This window comes from Cohaesibacter marisflavi, from assembly GCF_963665895.2.
Taxonomy (GTDB): domain Bacteria; phylum Pseudomonadota; class Alphaproteobacteria; order Rhizobiales; family Cohaesibacteraceae; genus Cohaesibacter; species Cohaesibacter marisflavi.
In genome coordinates, this window is sequence record NZ_OY762534.1 from 669,034 (window position 1) to 692,520 (window position 23,487).

The following is a 23,487-nucleotide window of genomic DNA, read 5'->3' on the forward strand; positions in this document are numbered from 1 at the left end:
TCTTTTCTGATCCAAGTTGTACCTCGAAACCTATCCAATTGGTTTAGATTTTAAGCAATTCAGCAGTGTGGCAGGCGAATTGTCACAATCGATCTTGTGATTGCCTTCTTTGCCTATTATTCTTTTGATCAAGGCTTTTCGATTGCAAGGACCCTGTCGCTAAAGCCGCTCTCAATGTTCGCTGTGCTGATCAACCAAGATCGAGAGATGCCAGGTTCGACATCTTTGATGCAGCATTCCAGATACTTGACCTTTTCGGGGCAAGTGCTTGCTAGGTAAGTACTTTATGGCACAGGAAGCTCAAACAGTCTCATTATCAGGTGACGTTTTTTCCGCTGTTCGCGAGATGGCGATAGAGTTTCGCTTCATGCCTGGGGCCAAGATCAATGAGACCGATCTGGCTCATGAACTCGGGGTCAGCCGGACTCCGGTTCGCGAAGCCCTCAATCGGCTGGTAACTGAAGACCTGATCGATTTCAGGAAGAATTATGGTTTCTTCTGCCGCACGCTTGATTTGCAGGATGTGCTGCATCTGGCTGAAGCCTACAAGACCTTTCATCTCTCCATCTTGCCGCATGTGTTTGAACGTGCCGAGAAATCCGAGGTGGAAGTATTGCTCGCATCCTGTCAGCAGATGGCAGAACATGGCAATGAGATGCCGCCTTGTGAAATGGCGCGGGCGGATCAGGCTTTTCTTCACGATGTCACCATGCTGACCAAGAATCCGGTGATGGCGCAGATTAACAATAATATTTCTGCTCGAATCCGCTTTCTGCGTAAGGTGATGCTGGAGGGCTACGTTTGCAAACGGGCCTATTTCAGCAAACAGCAGTCCATTCTGGAGCATATTCTGGAGGGACGGGAAGCTGAGGCCAAAGACGTCTTCGATGATTATCTGACGATTGACCCTTCAGAGGCGGAAAAGGCGCTGACACGCGGGCTGGGTCGGATCTATCTCCAAGGAGCGCACTGACCCTCGACTTGGGGTCGCGGTTCTTCCTCTGAAATTGCCACACTTAAAGCAAAAAAAAGCGGGCCCGAAGCCCGCTTTTTGCGTTTTTAGTGCTCTTGATGCGCTGTCGCTCTTACTTGGCTTTTGTTGGCCACAGGAAGAAGTTGCGACCATACTCGGCGCGCTCCTGACGCCATGCTTCCCAGGCGACAATGAAGGACACAAAGCCAAGAAGGAAGATATATTCGACGCCCCCCTTGTTCCAGGTCCACACAAACTCTCCTTTGGTGAAGAGCGTGGTATAGGCGGCAATCGCCATGGTGCCAGTTGACGCCAGACCAAGCCATTTAGTCAGAATGTTGAAGGTCAGGCCGATGACAACAGCGGTTTCGGTCACAATTGCCAAAAGTACAAAGAAGATGGCGGGCTGAAGGCCGACTTTGGCAAAATAGCCAAGCAACATATCAAACGCCTGAAACTTGAACAGAACGTGAGGGATGTAGATGAGGCCGGTGACGATGCGCAGCAATGCGAATGGGGTCAGAGTGAATGCTGGTTTCATTTCGATATCCATCAAGCTGGTTGCTTTTGATTTTGATGTCTGGATGAATGATCACTAGGATTATTCAGATTAGTATGCCGTATATTATACAATAGAATATTCTATTTGATTTGTATCATCCACCAGCGCTATTCCCCAGTCAGATATAAAAAAACCCGGCACAGAGGCCGGGTTTTCAAAAGACATTTCTGCATAAGCAGACGCTGTCGATGAGAATAAGAGGGTCTTATTCTTCTTCTTCAGCAGATTCTTCGGCGACTTCTTCAGAAGCTTCAGCTTCTTCTTCGCCTTCGATTTCTTCCAGCAGCTCTTCGTCGAGTTCCAGATCTTCTTCAAACTCGAATGCTTCGTCGCGTTCGGTCAGGGACAGGTCTTCGCCAGCAGCCTGACGGTCAGCTTCGTCCTGAGAACGGGCAACGTTGGCGGTGACAACCAGTTCGACTTCCGGATGCAGGATCACGGTAACGGAGTGCATGCCGATGGTCTTGATCGGACGGTCCAGAGAAACCTGGTTGCGCGTCAGGGATACACCGCCATCAGACAGAGCGTCGGCAAGGTCGCGGGTGGAAACAGAGCCGTAGAGCTGGCCGGTTTCGGAAGCGGCACGGATAACGATAACCGTTTTGGCGCCGATGCGTTCTTTAAGAGCTTCTGCTTCGCTCTTGGCTTCCAGGTTGCGAGCTTCGAGCTGTGCGCGTTCAGATTCGAAGCGTTTCTTGTTGGCTTCGGAAGCGCGGATGGCTTTGCCCTGAGGCAGAAGGAAGTTACGTGCATAGCCGGTACGTACAGTGACGATGTCGCCCATCTGGCCGAGTTTTGCGACGCGTTCAAGCAGGATCAGTTCCATTTTAGTCTCCATTTTATCATCCCTTAAGGATGACTGTTCTTTGTGTTTTTCTTTATTGGTTCAATTGGGCCGGTAAGGCCCGGATCAGCTTTGCCCGTTTCCCTCATCTTTGTCTTGGTCGGTTGGTCTGAGGGGACCGCGCGGCATTCGGGAGCGGACATTAAAGAAGATTTCTGCGCCACCCAAAAAAATCAGCACGATGCCGATCCATTGGAAAATGGCGAGGAGAAAATAGGTCGTCCATAGAATGACCAGCCGCGCCGGAGATTGGCGGGTCAGGTAATGCAGGACAGAAAGGCCAACCAGAAGCACGGCCGTGCCAAAGGCAGTGGCTACGATTTGCGCCAGAATCTGGGGCAGGCCACTCAGGATGAACATGAGGGCGAGACCAACCAAAAAGATGAATACGGCGACGGGCGACAAGGTCAGCTGGTGAAGATTTGGCCAGGGACGTTGCAGCTTTCCCGATTTCTGAACCACCTTGCCTGCCAGATAGAGATTGACCACCGAACTGAAGGTCACCATCAGAACAGAGGCCATGGGCGCCATCCAGGTGATCATCGAGACGATGTCGTCAATGGTCAGGGCGGTTCCCTCAGGCAGCGACAGTTGCTGGGCCTCGTAGACCTGGTTCATCATGACCGAGATTGTGTCGCGATATTGATCGAGACTGAAACCAAACGGGATGAACATGGCGACGCTGGTGATGCAGGCGATGGACGCGATCCACATCAGCAGGCGGTCCATCGGATACCAGATGGTTTCGCCGGTTTCGGTGTTTGTCTGGCTAAGGGTTGCCAGTCGCGCCAACCACCAAGGGGGAACACTGTTCACCACCATGAAAAGAAGGCCTGCGAGTGGGCTGATCAGAAGCGAAAGAGCCACACCAGAGCTGACGACGGCGATGAGCCCGGTAAAGGAGCCCCAGCCGAGGGATGCAATCATCAGGGGAAGAGGGGAGAGAATAATGAGAATGATGCCAAGGCCGAACATCCCGCCGACATAGCCGGAGAGGTTCAGAAGCGCGGTACAAAGACCAGCAATAATGCCTATGATCAGATAGTTGCTCATTCTCTTGGCTGTCCCGCTTGCCCTGAGGTGGGCGTTTGCTGGCGGTTAGAGGCAGGTCACATTCGCCTGTCCCAACGGTCGATAGTGGATTTCCCGAAAGTTTGGGAAGGGAAAAGGGCGCTTGATCGCCCTTTTCCAAATCTTGATGCCACTCAGCGCTTAGCTGATGACGTATGGCAGAAGGCCCAGGAAGCGAGCGCGTTTGATGGCACGAGCCAGTTCGCGCTGTTTCTTGGCAGAAACTGCCGTGATACGGGATGGAACGATCTTGCCGCGTTCGGAAACGTAACGCTGCAGAAGGCGAACATCCTTGTAATCAATCTTCGGTGCATTATCGCCGGAGAAAGGGCAAGTTTTGCGACGACGGAAAAATGGACGACGTGCTCCAGACATGATTCTTGCTCCTCTTACTCAGCTGCTTTGTCAGAATTGTTGTCACGATCTTCGCGACGTGGACGGCGGTCACCACGGTCACCGCGCGGGCCACGATCGTTGCGATCGCCACGGCCACCACGACGGTCGTCGCGGTCGCGCTTCTGCATCATTGCAGACTGCTCTTCTTCGTGCTCTTCAACGCGGATGGTCATGAAGCGCATGACATCTTCGTTGATGCGCATCTGACGTTCCATTTCAACAATCGCATCGGAAGGAGCATCGATGTTCATCAGAACATAATGGGCCTTGCGGTTCTTGTTGATGCGGTATGCGATGGTTTTCAGACCCCAGAATTCGACTTTGCCGACGGAGCCTTCATATTCACCGATAAGGGTTTTGTATTGCTCAACCAGAGCCTCAACCTGCTGCTGAGAGATATCCTGGCGAGCAAGGAAAACGTGCTCGTAAAGCGCCATTGTTCCTGCCTTGTCTCTTGAGTTTCAACATATCAGCTCGACCGGCGCTAAGCCTCCAAAAAGCCTTAGATGACAAGGCTCTTTTGAGAATTTATTGCTTTAAAGAGCGAGGACACAGGAAGGCGGAAATCTCTCTTTCCTACCGTTGCCCTGATCGTGCTGATGCGCAAAATCCAGACAATAGTCTTCCGTTCAGCCCTCGGCCTCGCCTAGCTGATCCGCGCTTTATAGCCGAATTTTCCTAATGTGCAAGGCCAAATTCAGGAGAAATGCCTAAAAATCGCTTCTTTGTCCTGTTTGAATGCTTTCACCCTGTGATTGCCGCTTTTGACGGATTTGGCCATTTGGAGGGCTTTCAAAGTGAATAAGCGTAGGCTGAACGCGCGTTTTCTCGAAAAATGCGCACCTTTTCGCTCTGTTTTACCCCGTAAGTCTTGACTCTGGGAGGCAATAAATACAATAGCGAACGATGAACTTCATAAAGCTGTCAAAAATGGCCCGATTGAGCGTTTTGCCCGGTCCTCAGGCGGCTTGTCGTTAGACCGCGCAGTTTGCGCAAGGAACAAGAGACGCATGCGAGAAGTTGCGTCCGATTAAATCAAATAAGGTTGAAACGTCATGAGTGTTGCTTTTACTTTTCCCGGACAAGGCAGTCAGGCAGTTGGAATGGGCAAGGCGCTGGCCGACGAATTTTCCGTTGCGCGCGCTGTCTATGAAGAAGTGAATGATGCGCTGGGTGAAAAGCTCTCCGATATCATGTGGAACGGTCCGGCTGATGTGCTGACCCTTACGCGCAATGCCCAGCCTGCTCTTATGGCTGCGTCCATTGCGGCTTTGCGCGTGATGAAGGAAAAGGGGCTCGATCTGGCAGACAAGGTTTCCTATGTCGCAGGTCACTCACTGGGTGAATATTCCGCACTGGCGGCTTCCGGGGCGCTGAGCCTTGGTGATACGGCCCGTCTTCTGCGCATTCGTGGCGATGCCATGCAGAAGGCTGTTCCTGTGGGTGAGGGCGCCATGGCGGCCATCCTCGGGCTTTCCATGGATGATGTGAAAGCGGTAACCAAAGATGCAGCCGAAGGCGAAGTCTGTCAGGTGGCCAACGACAATGCGACCGGTCAGGTCGTTATTTCCGGTGCTAAAAGTGCCATTGAGCGGGCTGCTGCTCTGGCTAAAGAGAAAGGCGCAAAGCGCGCGCTACTGCTGCCGGTGAGCGCACCTTTCCATTGCGCTCTGATGGCGCCTGCCGCCGATGCCATGGCTGATGCCCTTTCCAAGGTCACCATTCACAAGCCAGCCGTTCCGCTCGTTGCCAACGTTCTGGCCAATGCGATTGATGATCCGGAAGCCATCCGCAAGCATCTTGTCGAGCAGGTGACCGGAATGGTGCGTTGGTCCGAATCCGTTTCCTGGCTTTCCCACAATGGTGTTGATTGCCTCTATGAAATCGGTACGGGCAAGGTCTTGTCTGGTCTGGCCAAGCGTATTGTCAAGGGAATCAGCACGGTAAATGTTGGTGAACCGGGCGATATTGACCCTGCCATGGCAAAATTGGCCTGATAAGCATTTGCAAAGACGCCACCGGTTCGTATATCCAAGTCTTGACAATGGCTCAGGCGAAGAGGGCGACCGTTGCTTTCAATGGCGTCTTTGGCTTGCGTTGACTGAAACAATAAGCTGATCGCTTTCTAATTGGAAAGTGATTGGCTGTTGGAGGTAGATGATATGTTTGATTTGAGCGGAAAGTGCGCTCTGGTAACCGGCGCAAGCGGCGGTATCGGCGAATCCATCGCGATGGCGTTGCATGCACAGGGTGCCAAGGTCACCATTTCTGGCACGCGAGTCGAAGCGCTCGAGGCCCTTGCAGAAAAACTCGGTGGTGACCGTGTATTTGTAACGCCTGCAAACCTGTCGGAGGCCGAATCCATTGCGTCCCTGGCTGGCGATGCGGAAACCGCTATGGGGCAGCTCGATATTCTGGTGAACAACGCTGGCATCACGCGCGATGGTCTTTTCATGCGCATGAAGGATGAAGACTGGGAGCAGGTGCTGACGGTCAATCTGACTTCGGCGATGCGCCTTTCCCGTGCTGTCCTGCGCGGCATGATGAAGCGGCGTCATGGTCGCATTATTTCCATCAGCTCCGTGGTCGGTGTCACCGGTAACCCGGGACAGGGTAATTATGCCGCAGCCAAGGCTGGCATGATCGGCATGACCAAGTCTCTGGCACAGGAAGTGGCCAACCGCGGTATCACCGCAAACTGCATCGCGCCGGGCTTTATCAAGACGGCGATGACGGACAAGCTGAACGAAAAACAGCAGGAAGCCATCAATTCCGCGATTCCTGCAGCGCGCATGGGGTTGCCCGAAGAGGTGGCCAGTGCTGCGGTTTATCTGGCAAGCGACGAAGCTGCCTATGTCACCGGACAGACTCTGCATGTCAACGGTGGCATGGCGATGATCTAACAAGATCAAATTTGCATTTGAGGGTTGAAAATCTTCAAATGCACCTTTAATTGCTTGGATAAGAGCGGGAAGAAGGAAACATTTGCTTTTCTGGCTCATTCCTGATCTTCTCAAGCGCAAGAAAGTGTGTTACGAACCGCGCGAATTCCGGTGAAAGCCATCTGAGATTGGCTGATTTGGAAGCGGTTTAACAGCCAGGTTCACTTTACAGGATTCCTTGGAGTCTGGTGGGCCAATTGGCAGTGTGCAAAATCGGGAAAGAGATTTGTTCGGCAATTGGCCAAAACAAGCTGTTTTTCCAAACTTGATCGAACGCTAATTTTGAGGAAAGAAAATGAGCGATATCGCTGAACGCGTAAAAAAAATCGTGATCGAACATCTCGGCGTTGACGCTGAAAAAGTAACCGAATCTGCAAGCTTCATCGATGATCTGGGCGCAGACAGCCTTGACACCGTTGAGCTGGTTATGGCTTTCGAGGAAGAATTCGGCACCGAGATCCCTGATGACGCTGCTGAAACCATTCAGACGGTCGGCGACGCTGTCTCCTTCCTGACCAAAGCTGCCAACTAATCTGTTAGCGGCGGACCTCAGCAATGCGGTCTAAATGGTGAAAACAAAACCGGAAGGGGCTCAGCTCCTTCCGGTTTTTTTGTTTCAGCCGCTTAGTGCTTGTTCTTGCTTGAACTGGCGTCATAAGTCTGAAATGAATAACTCCTGAAAAAAGCTTACGTGAAACAGCTTTTACGGGTAATAAATATGAAGACGCACTTGCCCCCGGGTAAGACCGGTAGAGGCGAGGTTACAAACAAGACTATTTGGAGACTGAGGATGAGACGAGTTGTCGTAACCGGTATGGGTATGGTCAGCCCGCTTGGCAATGGAGTTGAGACGACCTGGTCGAATATTCTGGCTGGCAAGAGTGGAGCCAAGACCCCGACCGGGTTCGAAACGGAAGATCTGGCCTGTCGCGTTGCTTGTCAGTTGCCGTTTGGTGATGGCACAAATGGCACCTTTAATCCCGATGATGTGCTGCCGGTCAAAGAGCAGCGCAAGGTTGATCCCTTTATCGTTTATGCAGTTGCGGCCGCTGATGAAGCGCTGGCAGATGCAAACTGGAAACCGGAAAGCTATGAAGACCAGATCTCCAGCGGTGTGATGATCGGGTCTGGCATTGGTGGCCTTCTGGGTATCGAGAAAGCGGCTTATGATTTGCAGGCGAAAGGGCCTCGTCGTATCAGCCCGTTCTTTATCCCCGGCCGTCTTATCAATCTGGCTTCCGGCTATGTTTCCATTCGTCACGGCCTCAAGGGCCCCAATCACGCTGTTGTTACGGCCTGCTCTACAGGCGCACACGCGATTGGCGATGCAGCCCGTCTGGTTGCTCTGGGGGATGCTGACGTGATGGTTGCCGGTGGTACCGAATCTCCGATTGGGCGCCTGGCCCTTGCCGGTTTTGCTGCCTGTCGCGCGCTCTCAACCAGCTTCAATGATGAGCCCGAAAAGGCGTCTCGTCCTTATGACAAGGATCGTGACGGCTTTGTCATGGGGGAAGGTGCTGGCGTTGTCGTGCTGGAAGAATATGAGCATGCCAAGGCACGTGGCGCAAAGATTTACGCCGAAGTCATTGGCTATGGCATGTCTGGCGACGCCTATCACATTACGGCGCCATCTGAAGACGGCGACGGGGCATTCCGTTGCATGTCCGCTGCGATGAAGCGCGCAGACATCACGCCTGCCGATATCGATTATGTCAACGCGCATGGCACCTCGACGCCGCTGGGTGACGAAATTGAGCTCAGAGCCATTGAGCGTCTGGTTGGTGATGCCGCTGAAGGGTTGACCATGTCTTCCACGAAATCGGCTGTAGGGCATCTGCTGGGCGCCGCTGGCGCTGTTGAAGCGATCTTCTCGACGCTGGCCATTCGCGATCAGGTGGCGCCTCCGACATTGAACCTTGAGAATCCATCCGTCGATACCAAGATTGATCTGGTTCCCAAAACACCGAAGAAAATGGATATCAAGGTTGCTTTGTCCAACTCCTTCGGCTTTGGCGGTACCAACGCCTCCCTGATCTTGCGCGCGGTCGACTGATTGGTTCCAACGCCAAAGATTGCGGCGCGGCCAGTCTTGTTCAGACAGGCGGATCGTGCGGCGGATCAAATAGATATAAGAGAATGAGGCGGCTCCGGAGCCGTCTCTTTTTCGCCATGAAGACTACGTAAAGCGTCGGATCGATTGATTTGTCTTTGGATGAATCCCCGGGCGTTGAAATGCGTAAGATGTTTATTCCGGGGTTTTTCGGAAAATTGAAATGTTGAAGAGGCTTTGAGCCACGAAATGCAACGGCCCAGATGCCGGGCTTTCGCAATTGATGACCCATCTTGACTTGAGGCGGACATGGTAGACGGTAAAGACGACAAGGACAAACTGCAGGAAGAGCAGAAGAGCGAGTCTGAGGTGACACAGGACACTGAAAAGACAGCTGAAAAGTCCTCCGAAACTAAGCCTTCAGATAAGACGGATAAAGACAGCCCGGCGTCATCAGACGATGACGCATCCAAGAAGGACGATTCGGACAAGGAAGCCGCGACGGCTTCTAAAGATGAGGCGTCTTCTGCCAAGTCTGCCAAAGAGGAAGAGACGGTTACCTCTACAGGAGATACGTCTTCCAATGACAAGGCTGAGGAGTCCGAGGCTCCGGATGTTGGGCCGACCTCAGCTATGGTGTCCGACACCGGCGAAGTCAAAACCCCTAAGAGTGCCCGTCAGGCTATAGAGCCAGAAACGCCACCGCCGCCGCCAACGCGGTCAGAAGCGGTGCGCCATCCGATTGTTGTTTTCATGAATTTTGTGATCACGGTCGTGCTTCTGGCGGTGATCGGGATAGGCGGTGTCCTTTATTACGGCAAGCAGACTTTCATCGAAGAGGGCCCACTCAAGCAGGAAAAGACCATTCTTGTGAGTGGCGGCACTGGCCTTGGCACAATCGCAGAAATTCTGGAACGCCAGAATGTGATCAGCGACCAGACGATCTTCAACTACGGCGTCCAGATCTATCGTCAGGATACCAAGCTGAAAGCTGGTGAATATCTGTTCAGTCCGGGTGTTTCGATGATGCAGGTGATGCAGATTCTGACCTCCGGCAAATCCATTCTGCATTCGGTTACGGTGCCAGAGGGGTATACCTCCTATCAGATCCATCAGGTTCTGATGGACAATGATATTCTGATGGGACCGCTGGATGAGATTCCTGCGGAAGGGACGCTGCTGCCAGAGACCTATAAATTCGCGCGTGGCACGACTCGCAAGGAAATGGTCAAGCGTATGGCCGATGCCCATGATCGCGCTGTAGCGGAAATCTGGGATCGTCGGGCGGCAGATTTGCCTTTGAAAACCCCCGAAGAGCTGGTGACACTGGCGTCCATCGTGGAAAAGGAAACCGGAAAGGCCTCCGAGCGCACCCGCGTTGCCGGTGTCTTCATCAACCGGCTCAATCAGGGCATCAGGCTGCAGTCTGACCCGACCGTCATTTACGGCATCTTTGGCGGCAAGGGAAAACCGAAAGATCGCCCGATCTTCCGCTCTGATCTGGACAAGAAGACTGATTACAATACCTATCAGATCCCGGGGTTGACGCCGGGGCCGATAGCCAATCCGGGGCGAGCGTCTCTGGAGGCGGTTGCCAATCCGAGCCGCACCAAAGAGCTGTTCTTTGTGGCTGATGGGACCGGTGGTCATGTCTTCTCGGAAACGCTCAAGCAGCATAACGATAATGTTCGGCGCTGGCGTGAGATCGAAAAACAGCGGATCGAAGCGGCCAAGCAGAAGGAAACAGAGTCCAGCGAGGGCGGCGACCAGGAGCAGTCTGCCGAATAGGACTTCCTTTCTGAGGAAAAGATTGATGGCGGTCGAGAGTTAGGCTCTTGGCCGCCATTTTGATTCTGGGCGTAGGATGCCGGGGATCTTATTCTAGTGAAGCTCGCTGCAGTCTTTGCTGAATTCTCTTTCAGCCAGTGCTATGGCTGCTGAAATATGTTCGGGCTTGTCTATGGATAGGGGGATGGACGCAATCAGATGCGGGGGCTCGCCGGGGAGCGGTGCTGTTTCTTCGATGTCAATCCTGTAGCGGATGGCGATCATGTCTGCGTGGGAGCTGCGCAGCGCAACTCTGGTGCTCCCCTTGGTGTGTGACAGGATATAGGCGGTTTCGAAATCCCACCCCAAATCAATGTCTTGCTGCGTGCGAGAGACAACGCCAGCCATCGATTCGGAAAGCACAGGCTCAGCGGTTATCTGCAAGCGAGCCTTGTCGATATAGATGAGAGCGAAGACTGCCGACAGGCACGCCTTTGTCGCACCGGAGCGGGTTGCATCCAGTAGCGTGGCAATGGCGTCTTCATGCGGCTTGGGGCTGGTCAGGCGTTCGCTTTTTGATTGTACGGCTTTGTTGCTTCTATCAGACATTGATTTTTGCTTGGTAAAGTGAGCTTGTCGGTCATTGTCGCCTTTTAAATTGTGTCAGGCAAGATGCTAGACTTGACAGGTCGCCAGCTGTTTCTGATTGTATGCGCGCAGGACAGGATGGCATGCATCACTGCTTGCTCAGGAATTTAGGGACACAGGATCATGACGCTTGTTAGCATGACAGGTTTCACCCGCTTGGGTGGAAGCTTCGGGAGATATAACTGGACTTGGGAGATCAAGACCGTCAATGGCAAGGGGCTGGATTTGCGCCTGCGCTTGCCGCCAGGGTTTGACGAGCTGGATCGCCCCGTTCGCGCCATCATGAGTGAGCGGCTTGCGCGAGGGTCCTGTTATGTGTCCCTGACGGTTCAGCATGAAGCCCCAAGCCAGTCGCTTCAGGTCAATCAGCAGGTTCTAGACTCTGTGCTGGACGCTCTTGCCTTGATCAAGGATCGTGTTGATGCCAAGAAGCCCAGTCTGGATGGGATCCTGTCTATCAAGGGTGTGATGGAGCAGGTCGAGGAAAGCGAAAGCGAAGAGGTGCAGGCCCTGTTGATCGAGGCGATGCTGGCCAACTTCAAAGATGCGATGACCGATCTGCAAAGCATGCGCAAGAGCGAGGGCGACGCGCTTGAGAAAGTCGTCATGCAGCGCGTCGAAGAGCTCGAAGCGCTGACAAAACAGGCGGAAGAGTGCCCGGCGCGTGGTGCTGATGCTATTCGGGCCAAGCTGCGTCAGCAAATAGAGCGCATTCTTGAGGCCGAATCCTCTCTTGATGAGGACCGGCTCTATCAGGAGGCCGTTCTTCTGGCGGGCAAGGCGGATGTGCGCGAGGAATTAGACCGGCTTTATGCACATTGTGCTGCGGTGCGGGCATTGGTCGCAGAAGACCGCCCCGTTGGCCGCAAGCTGGATTTTCTGGCTCAGGAATTCAACCGCGAAGCCAATACCCTCTGTTCCAAATCCAATGACACCAGCCTGACCGCGATCGGCCTTGACCTCAAGGCGACGATTGAGCAGCTGCGTGAACAAATTCAGAATGTCGAGTAAAAATATGACGGAAAATTCCATGATCAGACGCGGTTTGATGCTTGTACTCTCGTCTCCATCAGGCGCGGGCAAATCAACCATCAGCCGCCATTTGCTGGATAGTGATCGCAATCTGCAACTTTCTGTTTCGGCGACGACACGGGCTAAGCGCGGCAGCGAAATTGACGGCGTGCATTATCATTTCGTGCCAGAGCGCCAGTTCCATGCCATGCGCGAACGCGGGGATCTTCTGGAATGGGCCGAGGTGCATTCCAATTTCTACGGCACGCCGCGCGATCCGGTGGAAGAAGCGCTCTCCAAGGGCCGTGATGTTCTGTTCGATATCGACTGGCAGGGCACGCTGCAGCTGAAAAAAGCTGCTCGCAAGGATGTCGTCTCGGTCTTCATTCTGCCGCCATCCATGGAGGAGTTGAAGCAACGCCTCGTGCGCCGTGCTGAAGACAAACAGGATGTCATCGAGGCTCGGTTGCAAAATGCCCGTGTAGAGATCGGCCATTGGGACGAATATGACTATGTTATCGTCAATGATGATCTGGAAAAGGCTTTCGCGGCCGTCCGCTCGATCGTTGAAGCGGAACGCCACAAGCGCGAGCGGGTGATCGGTGCGCGCGGCTTTGTCGAAGGCATGCTCAACAGCTAAGCGCTCACGAAGTTTGAGTAGAGATAAGAGCAGAAAGGCCTGACACCGTGTGTGGTGCAGGCCTTTTTATTTTCATCTGTTTTGCGAGCCTGTGAGACTTAGATTCCCCGCATCGCGTCTAGGCCGTTGGCCATGGCTACAAAGCCTTCCACGGAAACTGTTTCTGCGCGTTGGGTCGGTTCAAGACCGGCTTCTTCGATCAGGCGAAGATGATCGACACAAAGGCTCTTGAGGCTCTGGCGCAGCATCTTGCGACGTTGCCCGAAGGCGGCGGCGGTGACTTGTTCCAATGTGCGCAATCTGCAGGGCAGGGGATCGGCTTTGGGAACGAGATGCACAATGGAGGACGTGACTTTCGGCTGCGGGCTGAAGCATTCCTTGGCCACATCAAAAAGCTTGTCGGCATGTGTACGCCAACCGGCAATGACGCCGAGGCGCCCGTAGGCCTTGTCTTCTTCCGTGGCGATGATGCGTTCGGCCACTTCTTTCTGGAACATCAGAGTGAGCGACTCGTAAAATGGTGGCCACGGGTCGGCTTCCAGCCAATTGAGCAGCAGCTGGGTGCCTACATTGTAAGGCAGATTGGCAACGATGCGTGCCGGGCCTTCGGGGACAAGGCTGGCCATGTCAACCTTGAGCGCGTCTCCCTCGATGATCTCCAATCGGCCGGGATAATGCGCTCCTATCTCTTCAAGCGCGCCCAGGGCACGGGGGTCCATTTCGATGGCGATAACCCGTTTTGCACCTTCATGCAGCAAGGCGCGTGTCAGGCCTCCGGGGCCGGGGCCAACCTCGATGATCGTGTGGTTGGACAGATCGCCTGCCGATCGTGCAATGCGGCAGGTGAGGTTGAGATCAAGCAGGAAATTCTGGCCCAGACTTTTCTTGGCGCGTAAGTCATGCCGTTCGATTACGTCTCTGAGGGGCGGCAAGTCATCTATCTGGGCCATTGGATCTTTCTTTCAAGCGTGCCGAAGCAATGAGATTTGCACTCAGTATCAAATCTTTACTTCGTTGGCCAGCTTGAGAGCCGCCAAGAGGCTTGATGGATTGGCGATGCCTTTGGTCGCGATATCCAGCGCGGTGCCATGATCAGGGGATGTGCGCATGAATGGCAACCCAAGGGTGACGTTGACCGTTTCGTCAAAGGCGATGGTCTTGACCGGAATGAGAGCCTGATCATGATACATGGCTAGCGCCACATCATATTTCTCGCGCGCATTCTTGTTGAACATCGTATCTGCCGGGTGAGGGCCGGTCACGGCAAAGCCTTCATCCTGAAGCTTTTTGACGACTGGAGCGATGATGGCTGCATCTTCCTTGCCCATGGCGCCATTCTCGCCGGCATGGGGGTTAAGGCCCGCAATGGCGATTTTCGGCTTTTCGATGCCGAAACGGGTCTGCAGATCATGAATCGTGATGCGAGCAATGTTTTCGACCAATTCCGGCGTGATGGACGGAGCCACCTTGTTGATTGCGATATGGCCGGTAACTGGGATGGTGCGCAGCTCTGGTCCTGCAAGCATCATGACCGGCTGGATCTTATCTCCCGTGTGCTTTTCAGCCAATGCGCCGAGGAATTCAGTATGGCCAGGATGTTTGAACCCATATTCATACAGATTGTGCTTTTGAATCGGGAGCGTAATGAGCGCTTTGGCCTGTCCGGTAAGAACAGCCTCTGTTGCTTTTTCGATTGACTCGATGACGCCTGGTGCGTTGCAGACTTCCAACTCGCCGGGATTGTCGCTGAGTTTATTTTCTATGGGAATAACGGGCAGCGTCATGGGAAAGGCGTCGAAGACGTCTTCCGGCTTGCAAGTCCGGATAGGAACGGTCAAGCCGAACAGGCGCGCGCGGCGCTCCAGTAGAGCGGGATCGCCGAAAACGACAAAGGGGTTGATCCCTTCCTTTTCGCTGCTCAGCCAAGCCTTGAGGATGATTTCAGGGCCGATCCCTGCGGGTTCGCCGATGGAAACGGCTAGAATATCGCGTTTGGAAGCCATTGTTTTTTCCGGATATCAATGTTTTTAAACGAATTAGTCCCTGCCACTTTGGGTGACAGAGACATATTTATAGGCACATCTATGAGTATTATACCATACAACAGCAGTTGGATAGGGAAGAGGTCTAGCGCTTGTCGATAACGGCGTTAGAGCGCAGCTCCGAAAGGTAGCGCCGTTCGAGCATCTGGCTCTGCTCGTTGCGCAGCTTGGACTGGATCTCCGTGCGCAGAGTTTCCTGCTTGCCAAGATCTTTCTTGTCGCAAACGGCAACCATCTCGTAGCCTTCGCTGACCTTGATAGGAGCGGTGAGCTTGTTAACCGGCGTATCTCTGAGGCGCTCTTCCAATGGACCGGGCAGTTCCGTGGTGGATTTGCGGCCAACACGTTCAACGGCAACATCGGTGAGGGTACGCGCTGTCTCCAGATCCTTGCTGCAGGAAGAGAAGCGTGCACGAAAGCGCTTGGCTTCTTTAAGGCGCTGGTTTCTCTCACCATTGGATGCCTTCGAGCGAACGACAAAAACGACGCGCGTCAGGTCAAATCGGATTGCTTCCTTGACCTTGTCGTCCTTCTTGGTCTGATCACTCAGCAGCTGGTAGATTTCCGCTTCATCAACATGGACCTGAGAGTTGGAGCGGGCTGCGACAAGATCGCGCCAGGAGAGCTGGACTTTGAGCCAGTCCTTCAAGGTTTCAGGGTTGATGCCAGACTGCTTGATGATGGAGAGTAGGCGTTTCTTGCTCAGCTTTGCGTTGGCAGCCATGTTCGATACGGCGCCATCAATTTCACGATCAGAAGCTGTCATGTTGCGACTGCGCGCTTCAAAGAGCTTGAGCTTGTCGTCAATCAGTTCGTTGAGAGCTGCTGTCCTGCTCAGATTCTTCCGATTGCCCGAAAGGAGCTTTTCCAGACGCTGACGTTGCGCAACATCAAAATCGGTAATCACAGCACCGTTGACGACTGCTTTGATCGTGCTGGCCAAAGCCTGCTTTGTTTGCGCGCTTGAAAGCAGCACAAACATGGCCAGAGCGAGAATAGACAAGGTCTTGTTCAGTTGATCGTGCTTCATGAAACGGGCTCGTCATCGTGCTTGTAAAAATAGGACCGGAAGAAAAGAAAACCGATCAATCAGGGTTGTCCTTTTCTATCCAGTTTTTCTGAGTCAAACGCAAGTATGCAGTCAAATACGGCTAACTGAAGACGTTTTCCGTGTTTTCCTAATCAGATTCTTCAGAATAACTAAGCTGTCCATCTGCCAGTGATTTGAAATCGAACTGAAGCATGACTGTTTTGTCACTTGTCGTGTCTGAATAGGATTCGCGTGTTTGCGAATATTGCAGGCTTACAGCAAAGCACTCATCTTCATATTTGAGTTTCAACGCACCACTTACGAGACCGCCTCTGGCGATGTCATACTGGCTGCTGCCGCCGACCGACCAGAAGTCTGCAAACTTGATGGACGCTGCGGTGGTGATTTCCTGCCGAACCTGATTGATGCCTGCAGACGGGCGCTTGTCGGTATAGGCATAGCCTAAGGAGCCCGTATAGCGATCATAGCTGCCAGAGGCAGAGACGGAAGCATATTTCAGGTCCGCTGTATCGGAATCAAACCGCCCGCGCGCAATCGCCGCGATGCCTTTGTTGCTGTTGACGCCCACGCGCGCGACATAGTCAGAGCGTGTCTTGTCCAGCCCGCTGTCCAGACCGGTGCTTGTCAAATCATTCTTGGCGAAGGAGTTGCGTCCGGCAAGCTGGAACGAGCGGCCAGCCAGCGCGTTGACAGACCAGCCACTGGCCATTTGTGCGCGATACTGGAAGCCGATATTGGCGCGCGTGCCGCCCTCAACGCGGTCATACCCTGAAAATTTGTTCGGGTCGAAGAGAATGGTGTCGTCAAAGATCAGGCTCTGCGAGTCATCATTGGGCAATTCGCCGATCTGCGCCTCGTTTGGACGCGCAATCACCTGAGCGATCGGTTCAATGATGTGGGACGTGCTGCCTGTGGTCACCAGAACCGGCAGTCGATAATCGACACCGACAGTTGGCATGCCGCGCAAGGCCAGATTTTCGTCGACCAGAGCAGCAGGAGCACCCGACTTGCTCGGCATCCAGTAAAGATCACCGCGCAGGGATGTGAACGGGGTAATGACCTGACCACCGGGAGCGACGAACTTGCGTTTCCAGCTCGCGTCCACGCTGGTTCGGTTATAGGTTCCGCTGACGCCATCGGTGCGGGTTACGCCGCCAATGGTTGTCTGGCGTTCATCATCGCGCGTGATGGAGGTCGAGTTGACCTGCAGCCGTCCTTCGCCGCCAAACAGAGGCGTCTTGGAATAGGCGCTATAATCAATAGACGGATGCACAACGGCCTGTTCGGACTGGTTCAGGCTGTCGGTCATGATGTTATAGTAGTTGGCGCGGGCGTCGAAATAGTTCCGCTCGCCCTGACCGACCAAGTAGATGGAGGAACGTTTGCTCTCATCCTCGTTCGTCAGGTCATAGTCGCGCAGAAAGAGCTTGTCCGAAAGCAGGGACACGTCCCAGCCGAATTTCCATTTGCTGGAAAGGTTTAACTGGCCGGAACTCTCAATTGCGCCACGGAAGGTTTTATCACCGCTGGTGCCAGCAAAAGCGTCTTTATCCTGCTGCGAAATGCCCGCCACCCGCACATTGTATGTGCCAATGCCGACATGCTGGCGCCAAGTGGCGTTGCCCAGCAAGCCTTGTTTGGAATAATAAGTCGGCGAGAAGGTGACGTCATAGCTTTCCGATGGCGCCCAATAGTAACGCGGGGTTACATAGGTGCCCAGCTCGCTGTTGTAGCCACCGCGCGGAGCGAGCAGACCGGAGCTGCGCTTGCGTGAAGGGTCCGGATGAGCCAGATAGGGCGTGTAAAGCAGGGGAACGCCCATGAATTCGAACTTGGCAGCCTTGTAATAGACCATCTTGTCTTTGGAATTATAGATGATCCTTGAGGCCTTGATCTGCCAGAGAGGGGATTTCTTCGGATTTTCGCGGCACGGTTCGCAGGTGGTATAAACCCCCTTGTCGAACACTGTGATGTCGTCGTCGCGCCGTTCAGCCTTGTCTGCTGCAAAGCGCGCCTTCTCAGGCGTTTGTACCCGCAAGGAACGGACAAAGCCGGAGCGGAAATCTTCCGTGATATCGATATAGTTGGCGGTCATCACATTGCCGCCAGGCTCGGTGATACGCACACTGCCGTCTGCAATCAGGCGAGCAGACTTCTGATCATAGGTAACCTTGTCAGCCTGAAGCGTGTAGTCGCCATAATAGATTTCTACATGGCCAACTGCCGACACGCGTTCATTGTCATAGTCGTAGACCATTTGGTCAGCTTCGACCAACATTCGTGCGTTATCATCGGGGCGCTGAAGCTTGACGTTGGAAACGATATCCTGCGCTGCCGCGGAGTTCATTGAAGAAGGGACAAACACAAGCACAGATGCAAGCAAAGCCGCGCGCAGACCGGTGGTTACGGTCGCGTGTGAAACAGTGTCATTCCAATATGCGGACTGGACGGTACGACGCATACTTATCCGTCCTCCTGATACAACAAAATAGAAAACCCCATCAAGGAAGCCACAATCGCTGGAAGCCAAGCTGACAGAATTGGGTTAACCAACCCTGTATTTCCTAAATCTTTAGCTAATTCTGTGACTACATAAAGCACGAAGCCAGCAATAACGCCACCCAGAATCATCTTTCCCACATTGCCGAACCGAAAAATTTTTAGTGATACGGTTGCCGCGATCAGCACCATTGCCGCCAAAAGTAGGGGTTTGGCCAAAAGAGTTTGAAATCGCAAACGATATTTATATGCAGGAAGACCCGCTCGACTGGCCTGCTCGATAACGTCTGGCAGGTCCCAGAAGGGTACAGAATCAGGATTGGCTATGGTCTCTGATGCCTCCTGCGGCGTTAGGTGGGTGCTGACCAGATAGGTCTGATAGTGGCGCGGAGCTGCGGATGCGGAACTGACCAGCACATCGCTCAAATGCCAATAGCCATTTTCCAATATGCCTGATTTCGCATCGACCCGTTCGACGAACCTTCCTTCGGAATCGTAGGAAAATACCGTCACGCCTCCCAATTGACGGCCGTTATCAAAGGTGGTTCTCGCCTTGAGGATGGAATCGCCATCTTCACCCTTTTGCTGCACCCAGCCCTGACTGGCTGGCTGGCCGCTGGTGGTAAAGCTGGCGCCAAAAATTCGGGCGTCGATTTCCAGTGACTTTTCCTTGAGATAGGCGACACCGGGATTATAGACGGTGGTCGCGAAAACACCCAGAGCAACGGCTACGAAAAGGGCCGGGGCGACGAACTGCCAGGCGGACATGCCTGACGCGCGTACGATGACCAGTTCGAGGCGGCGGGACAGGTTGAGAAAGGCCGCGATGGCCCCGAACAGGGTTGCAAAGGGCAGAATGCGTTCTGCGAGTTCAGGGACACGATAAAGCGACATCAGGAAAAGGCTGAGTGCGTCGGCATTCTCCTTGTTGCTGCCACGCCGGATCAGCTCGACATAGTCGACCAGAAGGATGAGCAGAAAGCAGCCAAGGAAAATCGTCAATATTGACCAGAGAAACCGTGTGGCAAAATAGCGGAAAATGATATTTGGCGGCATGCTACGACTCTAAAAATCGCTTTTCTGGTTTTGGTTTCCTGAATAATCCTTTGACCTTATGCAATATGCTGTCGTTAAACAACTCCATTATGCGGATCAGATTGTCCATAGCCGTCAAGCGGCGGCCGCTGAGCACCATCCAGAGCCCCAGTATGATGGAAATAATCGGCAGGGCATACATAAAGGGAACCGCGAGGGGGGATCGAATCGCCAGACTGGTAATTCCGAAGCCAGCCAACCGGATGGCAGCCACAAGAATGACAGCCACAAAAATCGCGCTGCCTCGTCGCTCTCTGGTGGTGCGCACCTGCGCAAGGAAGGCGGCGACGATTGTGGCGAACACCAGATTGTAGAGCGGGTTGGTAAAACGGTCATGCAACTCCGAACGGGCAACTCCGGGCTCGCGCTTGATGGTCGGGTCGTCCTTGGGCGGATTGAGCAGGGTTGTCGTGGTCAGTTCGCGTGGCTTGTAATATTGGACGCCGCCCTCACTGACCCCCGTGAATTTGGATAGATCAATGGCATAAGAATCAAAATTGATAATATTCACCGTCGTGAAATCCGGATTGGTTTCATCCAGCTCGCCATCGTCAGCGGCTTTGATCTGCTGCTGCTGGATCGTGCCTTGCTCCATGCGCAGGAAGGTCGCTTGCGGCGTTTCGACGATTTGGGCGAATTCCGACGAGTAGACAATATGCTTCTTGGGATCGCGCTCATCAGAGAGGAACAATCCGCGCATGATGCCGTTTGGTTCCCGCTTCTGGATGTGGAAGGTCATGCCATCTTCAATCTCGGAGAAAATGCCTTCCTTGACGATGTTGGCAACCAGATCAGCACGCACCTGCGTAATGAAGCCACGCAGGGATGTGAGAGCCTGCGGTGCGGCATAAAGACTGAGAAATCCGCCGGTAAGCGTGGCCACTAGCCCCAGAATAATGATGGGCTTGACCACCACCCAAGGCGGCGCACTCGTCGCATTGATCACGACCAGTTCGCTGTCTGCATTGAGGTTGTTAAGGGTAACGGCGACAGCGATCAGCACTGCAAAGGGGGCGATAACCATGACCAGTGTCGGCAAGACCAGAGAGGTCATGGAGATAAAGATCAGAATTGTCTGCCCTTTGGCCGTTACCAGATCCATATCGCGCAGAGCCTGCGTCAACCAGACGATGGCAGTCAGTATGGTGACTGTCATGAGAAAGGCGGTCGCGGCGCGCATGAATATGTATCGCTCGATCAGCTTCATGATCTCTTCGTCGTGATCCTATGTTCGGTTTTTTGTATGCAAGGATTATGGTTGGTTTATGGCTGTCTCCCCTTCGGCTGGCAAGCATTTTAGTTGGGAAGTTCGGTGCTCTGGAAAAAATATCCCGCGAAAATGACCTATTTTGAAAGCGGATGATGCAATTTAGCCAACAAATGATGGCGGGGTGTTCCTTCCGCACAGTTTTCTTCAAAGGCTTTTGCATGGGCCGTTTTGAGAGCGGTCTTGAACTCGAGCGCCAAAGCACCCACAATAGTGTGAACTAGATATATTCCATTTTCCACTCCTATCTGGCCCATTGGGGGCGACCTCGGAGCGGACCTCCTGAAAAAGACATCCTAACAAAAAGAAAGACATCGTCCTTTATGGCTACTCTCCCTTTTATTCAGTTTGAAGCTTTGGGCACACCGGAAACCGGTGCTGCCGTGTTGTTTGTTGACAAGTCCCTCGCCTTGAGTGCAACGGGGAAGGCGCTTGATGAAAAGAGTGATGGGGCAATCGGGCGAGCGATCAAGGCAGCCGATTTCAAAGGCGGTTTTTGCAAAAGCGTACAGATTCTGGCCCCTGCCGGTGTGGCGCTGGACCGCATTATTCTCATTGGCCTTGGTGAAGAAACTTTATCTGAACGCGATTTTGCGGATCTGGGTGGAGCGGCCATTGGAGCTGCCAACGGCTCAAAAGTCATCCATGTCGTCGCCGAGGCTGATGACAAGGAGATGGACGCTGCCAAAGTTTCCCTGATTGCCATGGGCATGAAGCTTAGGGCCTATGATTTCGATCTTTACAAGACCGAGAAAGGCAAGCCCAAGAAAGCAAAAGAAGCAGCAAAGGTTTCCATTCTGTGCGCGGATGCCAAAGGAGCGGCCAAGGTTTGGGAAAGTGATGAGGTGATCTCGGATGGAACCCTGCTAGCGCGTGATCTGGTCAACGAACCGGCCAATGTGCTTGGACCGGAGGAATTTGCAGCCAAGGCCAAGGCGCTGGAAGCGCTGGGGGCAGAGGTGGAAATTCTCGAACAAGCAGATCTTGAAAAACTGGGCATGAATGCTTTGCTTGGTGTGGCGCAGGGATCGGTGCGCGAGCCTCGCGTGGCCATCATGAAATGGATGGGCGGCAAAAAGGATGAAGCGCCCGTTGTCTTCGTGGGCAAGGGCGTCGTGTTTGATACCGGCGGTATTTCCATTAAGCCAGCTGGCGGCATGGAAGACATGAAGGGCGATATGGGCGGGGCCGCTGCAGTCACCGGCCTTATGCATGCGCTCTCGGGCCGCAAGGCCAAGGTGAATGCCATCGGCATCATCGGTCTTGTTGAAAATATGCCCGATGGCAACGCCCAGCGCCCGGGGGATATCGTTACCTCCATGTCTGGCCAGACCATCGAAGTCATCAATACGGATGCGGAAGGCCGTCTGGTGCTGGCTGATCTGCTGCATTACTCCAAGGAGACCTTTGCGCCACGCTTCATGATTGATCTGGCGACCTTGACTGGTGCTGTCATTGTGGCCCTTGGGGCTCACAATGCGGGCATCTTCTCCAATTCGGACGATCTCTGTGCGCAGCTGTCAAAATCCGGAGCAACGACGGGTGAAACCGTCTGGCGTCTGCCTTTGGCCAAGGAATATGACAAGATGATCGACAGCAAGTTCGCCGACATGAAGAATACCGGTGGCCGCTGGGCTGGTTCCATTACGGCGGCGCAGTTCCTCAAGCGCTTTGTGGGCGACGTGGATTGGGTGCATATCGATGTCGCAGGCACTGCGATGGATGCACCGAAAAACGAGATCAGTCAGGGGTGGGCATCCGGCTTTGGGGTCCGTTTGCTTGATCGCCTCGTGAAAGACAATTACGAAGGCTGATGGCTTAGGACAAGGTGCCGATCTTTGGCGCTTTTCAAATGAATGCAGAGGGTCTGGCCATGTCAGGCCCTTTTTCGTGGTTGCCTTTTCGTTATCTGGCTGTTGCTTGATGGGGTGTCCATGCTAGACAGGAAACAACGCTCCTGTTTGGAAATGAATGATGCCGGCCGAGATTTTCTTCTATCATCTACAAATGCAGCCTCTTGAGGCGACGTTGCCCGTGTTGCTTGAGAAGTGTCTCGAGAAGGGCTGGCGCGCATTCGTTCAGACAGGCAGTGAAGAAAGAGCCCATGTGCTCGACACGCACCTGTGGAGCTGGCGAGAAGACAGTTTTCTCGCCCATGGCTTGCATGGTTCGGCGCATGCGGAGCATCAGCCGATTCTCATCGCACCGCAGGGTGTGCCTGCGGCTAACGAGGCGAACGTGCGCTTTTTTGTCGATGGGGCAAGGCCGGAAGAAAAGCTCACCCTTCTGGAAGGGTTGGAGCGGGCGATTCTGATGTTTGACGGCTCCAGCAATGAAGCCTTGCAGGCTGCCCGTATCAGCTGGAAAGCCCTTAAGGAAGCGGGATATCCCGTCACCTACTGGCAACAGACACCAAGAGGCGGCTGGGAAAAGAAAGCCTGATATTCCAGTAAGAAAGCGGAATTTTTGCCACAATTGCGCCGTTGACTATTTGTTGCTTCTTGATGGAGCGCGCTCTGCGTGCAGAGCTGGGCGAATGGTCTAACGCATAAGTGACCTGATCCCTTTGGCAGAGTGGCAGAATGTACGTTAGTATCATGGTGGACGAACCCTTTTTCAGGAGGCATGC

22 protein-coding genes are annotated in these 23,487 nt (G+C 53.6%); 10 read left to right on the forward strand and 12 right to left on the reverse strand.

The window, feature by feature from the left end:
- Positions 1 to 286 precede the first annotated feature (286 nt).
- Entirely contained in the window at positions 287 to 973 is a 687-nt protein-coding gene (locus ACKPCT_RS04315; protein ID WP_090071776.1) for a GntR family transcriptional regulator, read from the forward strand.
- 112 nt (positions 974 to 1,085) lie between these two features.
- Here ACKPCT_RS04315 and ACKPCT_RS04320 read toward each other — a convergent pair whose 3' ends face one another.
- The 5 genes from ACKPCT_RS04320 to rpsF form a co-directional block, all read right to left on the reverse strand.
- A complete protein-coding gene (locus tag ACKPCT_RS04320; protein ID WP_175528026.1) occupies positions 1,086 to 1,514 on the reverse strand; it encodes a DoxX family protein in 429 nt (142 codons plus the stop codon).
- Positions 1,515 to 1,740: 226 nt separating this feature from the next.
- Entirely contained in the window at positions 1,741 to 2,361 is a 621-nt protein-coding gene (gene rplI / locus ACKPCT_RS04325; RefSeq protein WP_090071772.1) for a 50S ribosomal protein L9, read from the reverse strand.
- Between the two features lie 84 nt (positions 2,362 to 2,445).
- Positions 2,446 to 3,432, reverse strand: coding sequence for a DUF2232 domain-containing protein (locus ACKPCT_RS04330; RefSeq protein ID WP_090071771.1), 987 nt, complete (start codon positions 3,430 to 3,432; stop codon positions 2,446 to 2,448).
- Between the two features lie 159 nt (positions 3,433 to 3,591).
- Positions 3,592 to 3,825: a 30S ribosomal protein S18 gene (rpsR, locus tag ACKPCT_RS04335; protein ID WP_090071769.1), complete on the reverse strand. Its 234-nt coding sequence runs from the start codon at positions 3,823 to 3,825 to the stop codon at positions 3,592 to 3,594.
- 14 nt (positions 3,826 to 3,839) lie between these two features.
- Positions 3,840 to 4,283, reverse strand: a complete 444-nt coding sequence (rpsF, locus tag ACKPCT_RS04340) for a 30S ribosomal protein S6 (protein ID WP_090071767.1) — start codon at positions 4,281 to 4,283, stop codon at positions 3,840 to 3,842.
- A gap of 618 nt (positions 4,284 to 4,901) precedes the next feature.
- Here rpsF and fabD point away from each other — a divergent pair.
- The 5 genes from fabD (at position 4,902) to mltG (ending at position 10,626) form a co-directional block, all read left to right on the forward strand.
- Positions 4,902 to 5,843, forward strand: a complete 942-nt coding sequence (fabD, locus tag ACKPCT_RS04345; RefSeq protein ID WP_319513094.1) for an ACP S-malonyltransferase — start codon at positions 4,902 to 4,904, stop codon at positions 5,841 to 5,843.
- Positions 5,844 to 6,008: 165 nt separating this feature from the next.
- Positions 6,009 to 6,749 carry a 3-oxoacyl-[acyl-carrier-protein] reductase gene (gene fabG / locus ACKPCT_RS04350; protein ID WP_319568497.1) on the forward strand — a complete coding sequence of 247 codons (741 nt, stop codon included), beginning with the start codon at positions 6,009 to 6,011 and terminating at the stop codon, positions 6,747 to 6,749.
- 334 nt (positions 6,750 to 7,083) lie between these two features.
- Positions 7,084 to 7,320: an acyl carrier protein gene (locus tag ACKPCT_RS04355; RefSeq protein WP_090071763.1), complete on the forward strand. Its 237-nt coding sequence runs from the start codon at positions 7,084 to 7,086 to the stop codon at positions 7,318 to 7,320.
- A gap of 258 nt (positions 7,321 to 7,578) precedes the next feature.
- Entirely contained in the window at positions 7,579 to 8,841 is a 1,263-nt protein-coding gene (fabF, locus tag ACKPCT_RS04360) for a beta-ketoacyl-ACP synthase II (protein WP_319568498.1), read from the forward strand.
- A gap of 306 nt (positions 8,842 to 9,147) precedes the next feature.
- Entirely contained in the window at positions 9,148 to 10,626 is a 1,479-nt protein-coding gene (mltG, locus tag ACKPCT_RS04365) for an endolytic transglycosylase MltG (protein ID WP_319568499.1), read from the forward strand.
- A gap of 93 nt (positions 10,627 to 10,719) precedes the next feature.
- Here the strand turns inward: mltG and ACKPCT_RS04370 are convergent, their stop codons facing one another.
- A complete protein-coding gene (locus ACKPCT_RS04370; protein ID WP_319568500.1) occupies positions 10,720 to 11,214 on the reverse strand; it encodes a hypothetical protein in 495 nt (164 codons plus the stop codon).
- Between the two features lie 162 nt (positions 11,215 to 11,376).
- Here ACKPCT_RS04370 and ACKPCT_RS04375 point away from each other — a divergent pair, with 162 nt between their 5' ends.
- A complete protein-coding gene (locus ACKPCT_RS04375) occupies positions 11,377 to 12,264 on the forward strand; it encodes a YicC/YloC family endoribonuclease (protein ID WP_319568501.1) in 888 nt (295 codons plus the stop codon).
- 19 nt (positions 12,265 to 12,283) lie between these two features.
- Positions 12,284 to 12,904 (forward strand): guanylate kinase, encoded by a 621-nt coding sequence (gene gmk / locus ACKPCT_RS04380; RefSeq protein WP_407062710.1) that lies wholly within the window; start codon positions 12,284 to 12,286, stop codon positions 12,902 to 12,904.
- A gap of 98 nt (positions 12,905 to 13,002) precedes the next feature.
- On the opposite strand, the gene rsmA is transcribed toward gmk, so the two are convergent.
- The 6 genes from rsmA to ACKPCT_RS04410 all read right to left on the reverse strand — a co-directional run bounded on the left by rsmA (position 13,003) and on the right by ACKPCT_RS04410 (position 20,798).
- Positions 13,003 to 13,854 (reverse strand): 16S rRNA (adenine(1518)-N(6)/adenine(1519)-N(6))-dimethyltransferase RsmA, encoded by an 852-nt coding sequence (gene rsmA, locus ACKPCT_RS04385; protein WP_319568502.1) that lies wholly within the window; start codon positions 13,852 to 13,854, stop codon positions 13,003 to 13,005.
- A 48-nt stretch (positions 13,855 to 13,902) separates the two neighbouring features.
- Entirely contained in the window at positions 13,903 to 14,907 is a 1,005-nt protein-coding gene (pdxA, locus tag ACKPCT_RS04390) for a 4-hydroxythreonine-4-phosphate dehydrogenase PdxA (protein ID WP_319568503.1), read from the reverse strand.
- A 124-nt stretch (positions 14,908 to 15,031) separates the two neighbouring features.
- On the reverse strand, positions 15,032 to 15,976 hold the full coding sequence (locus tag ACKPCT_RS04395; RefSeq protein ID WP_090071750.1) for a peptidylprolyl isomerase: 945 nt from the start codon (positions 15,974 to 15,976) through the stop codon (positions 15,032 to 15,034).
- Between the two features lie 148 nt (positions 15,977 to 16,124).
- Entirely contained in the window at positions 16,125 to 18,458 is a 2,334-nt protein-coding gene (locus ACKPCT_RS04400; RefSeq protein WP_090071748.1) for an LPS-assembly protein LptD, read from the reverse strand.
- 2 nt (positions 18,459 to 18,460) lie between these two features.
- Positions 18,461 to 19,552 (reverse strand): LPS export ABC transporter permease LptG, encoded by a 1,092-nt coding sequence (gene lptG / locus ACKPCT_RS04405; RefSeq protein WP_090071746.1) that lies wholly within the window; start codon positions 19,550 to 19,552, stop codon positions 18,461 to 18,463.
- 1 nt (position 19,553) lies between these two features.
- On the reverse strand, positions 19,554 to 20,798 hold the full coding sequence (locus tag ACKPCT_RS04410) for an LPS export ABC transporter permease LptF (protein WP_319568504.1): 1,245 nt from the start codon (positions 20,796 to 20,798) through the stop codon (positions 19,554 to 19,556).
- Positions 20,799 to 21,181: 383 nt separating this feature from the next.
- On the opposite strand from ACKPCT_RS04410, the gene ACKPCT_RS04415 reads away from it, so the two are divergent.
- Both ACKPCT_RS04415 and ACKPCT_RS04420 read left to right on the forward strand, forming a co-directional pair.
- Positions 21,182 to 22,672: a leucyl aminopeptidase gene (locus tag ACKPCT_RS04415; protein WP_090071740.1), complete on the forward strand. Its 1,491-nt coding sequence runs from the start codon at positions 21,182 to 21,184 to the stop codon at positions 22,670 to 22,672.
- Positions 22,673 to 22,832: 160 nt separating this feature from the next.
- Positions 22,833 to 23,300 carry a DNA polymerase III subunit chi gene (locus ACKPCT_RS04420; RefSeq protein WP_319569381.1) on the forward strand — a complete coding sequence of 156 codons (468 nt, stop codon included), beginning with the start codon at positions 22,833 to 22,835 and terminating at the stop codon, positions 23,298 to 23,300.
- Positions 23,301 to 23,487: the final 187 nt, after the last annotated feature.

Bases quoted from the DNA above. Each gene is read 5' to 3' on its own strand.
- fabD (WP_319513094.1), top strand. From the start codon at position 4,902: ATGAGTGTTGCTTTTACTTTTCCCGGACAAGGCAGTCAGGCAGTTGGA.
- ACKPCT_RS04395 (WP_090071750.1), bottom strand. From the start codon at position 15,976: ATGAAGCACGATCAACTGAACAAGACCTTGTCTATTCTCGCTCTGGCC.
- ACKPCT_RS04420 (WP_319569381.1), top strand. From the start codon at position 22,833: ATGCCGGCCGAGATTTTCTTCTATCATCTACAAATGCAGCCTCTTGAG.
- ACKPCT_RS04410 (WP_319568504.1), bottom strand. From the start codon at position 20,798: ATGAAGCTGATCGAGCGATACATATTCATGCGCGCCGCGACCGCCTTT.
- fabG (WP_319568497.1), top strand. From the start codon at position 6,009: ATGTTTGATTTGAGCGGAAAGTGCGCTCTGGTAACCGGCGCAAGCGGC.
- ACKPCT_RS04370 (WP_319568500.1), bottom strand. From the start codon at position 11,214: ATGTCTGATAGAAGCAACAAAGCCGTACAATCAAAAAGCGAACGCCTG.
- ACKPCT_RS04375 (WP_319568501.1), top strand. From the start codon at position 11,377: ATGACGCTTGTTAGCATGACAGGTTTCACCCGCTTGGGTGGAAGCTTC.
- ACKPCT_RS04355 (WP_090071763.1), top strand. From the start codon at position 7,084: ATGAGCGATATCGCTGAACGCGTAAAAAAAATCGTGATCGAACATCTC.
- rsmA (WP_319568502.1), bottom strand. From the start codon at position 13,854: ATGGCCCAGATAGATGACTTGCCGCCCCTCAGAGACGTAATCGAACGG.
- mltG (WP_319568499.1), top strand. From the start codon at position 9,148: ATGGTAGACGGTAAAGACGACAAGGACAAACTGCAGGAAGAGCAGAAG.
- ACKPCT_RS04400 (WP_090071748.1), bottom strand. From the start codon at position 18,458: ATGCGTCGTACCGTCCAGTCCGCATATTGGAATGACACTGTTTCACAC.
- rpsF (WP_090071767.1), bottom strand. From the start codon at position 4,283: ATGGCGCTTTACGAGCACGTTTTCCTTGCTCGCCAGGATATCTCTCAG.
- ACKPCT_RS04415 (WP_090071740.1), top strand. From the start codon at position 21,182: ATGGCTACTCTCCCTTTTATTCAGTTTGAAGCTTTGGGCACACCGGAA.
- ACKPCT_RS04315 (WP_090071776.1), top strand. From the start codon at position 287: ATGGCACAGGAAGCTCAAACAGTCTCATTATCAGGTGACGTTTTTTCC.
- gmk (WP_407062710.1), top strand. From the start codon at position 12,284: ATGATCAGACGCGGTTTGATGCTTGTACTCTCGTCTCCATCAGGCGCG.
- ACKPCT_RS04320 (WP_175528026.1), bottom strand. From the start codon at position 1,514: ATGAAACCAGCATTCACTCTGACCCCATTCGCATTGCTGCGCATCGTC.
- lptG (WP_090071746.1), bottom strand. From the start codon at position 19,552: ATGCCGCCAAATATCATTTTCCGCTATTTTGCCACACGGTTTCTCTGG.
- fabF (WP_319568498.1), top strand. From the start codon at position 7,579: ATGAGACGAGTTGTCGTAACCGGTATGGGTATGGTCAGCCCGCTTGGC.
- ACKPCT_RS04330 (WP_090071771.1), bottom strand. From the start codon at position 3,432: ATGAGCAACTATCTGATCATAGGCATTATTGCTGGTCTTTGTACCGCG.
- pdxA (WP_319568503.1), bottom strand. From the start codon at position 14,907: ATGGCTTCCAAACGCGATATTCTAGCCGTTTCCATCGGCGAACCCGCA.
- rpsR (WP_090071769.1), bottom strand. From the start codon at position 3,825: ATGTCTGGAGCACGTCGTCCATTTTTCCGTCGTCGCAAAACTTGCCCT.
- rplI (WP_090071772.1), bottom strand. From the start codon at position 2,361: ATGGAACTGATCCTGCTTGAACGCGTCGCAAAACTCGGCCAGATGGGC.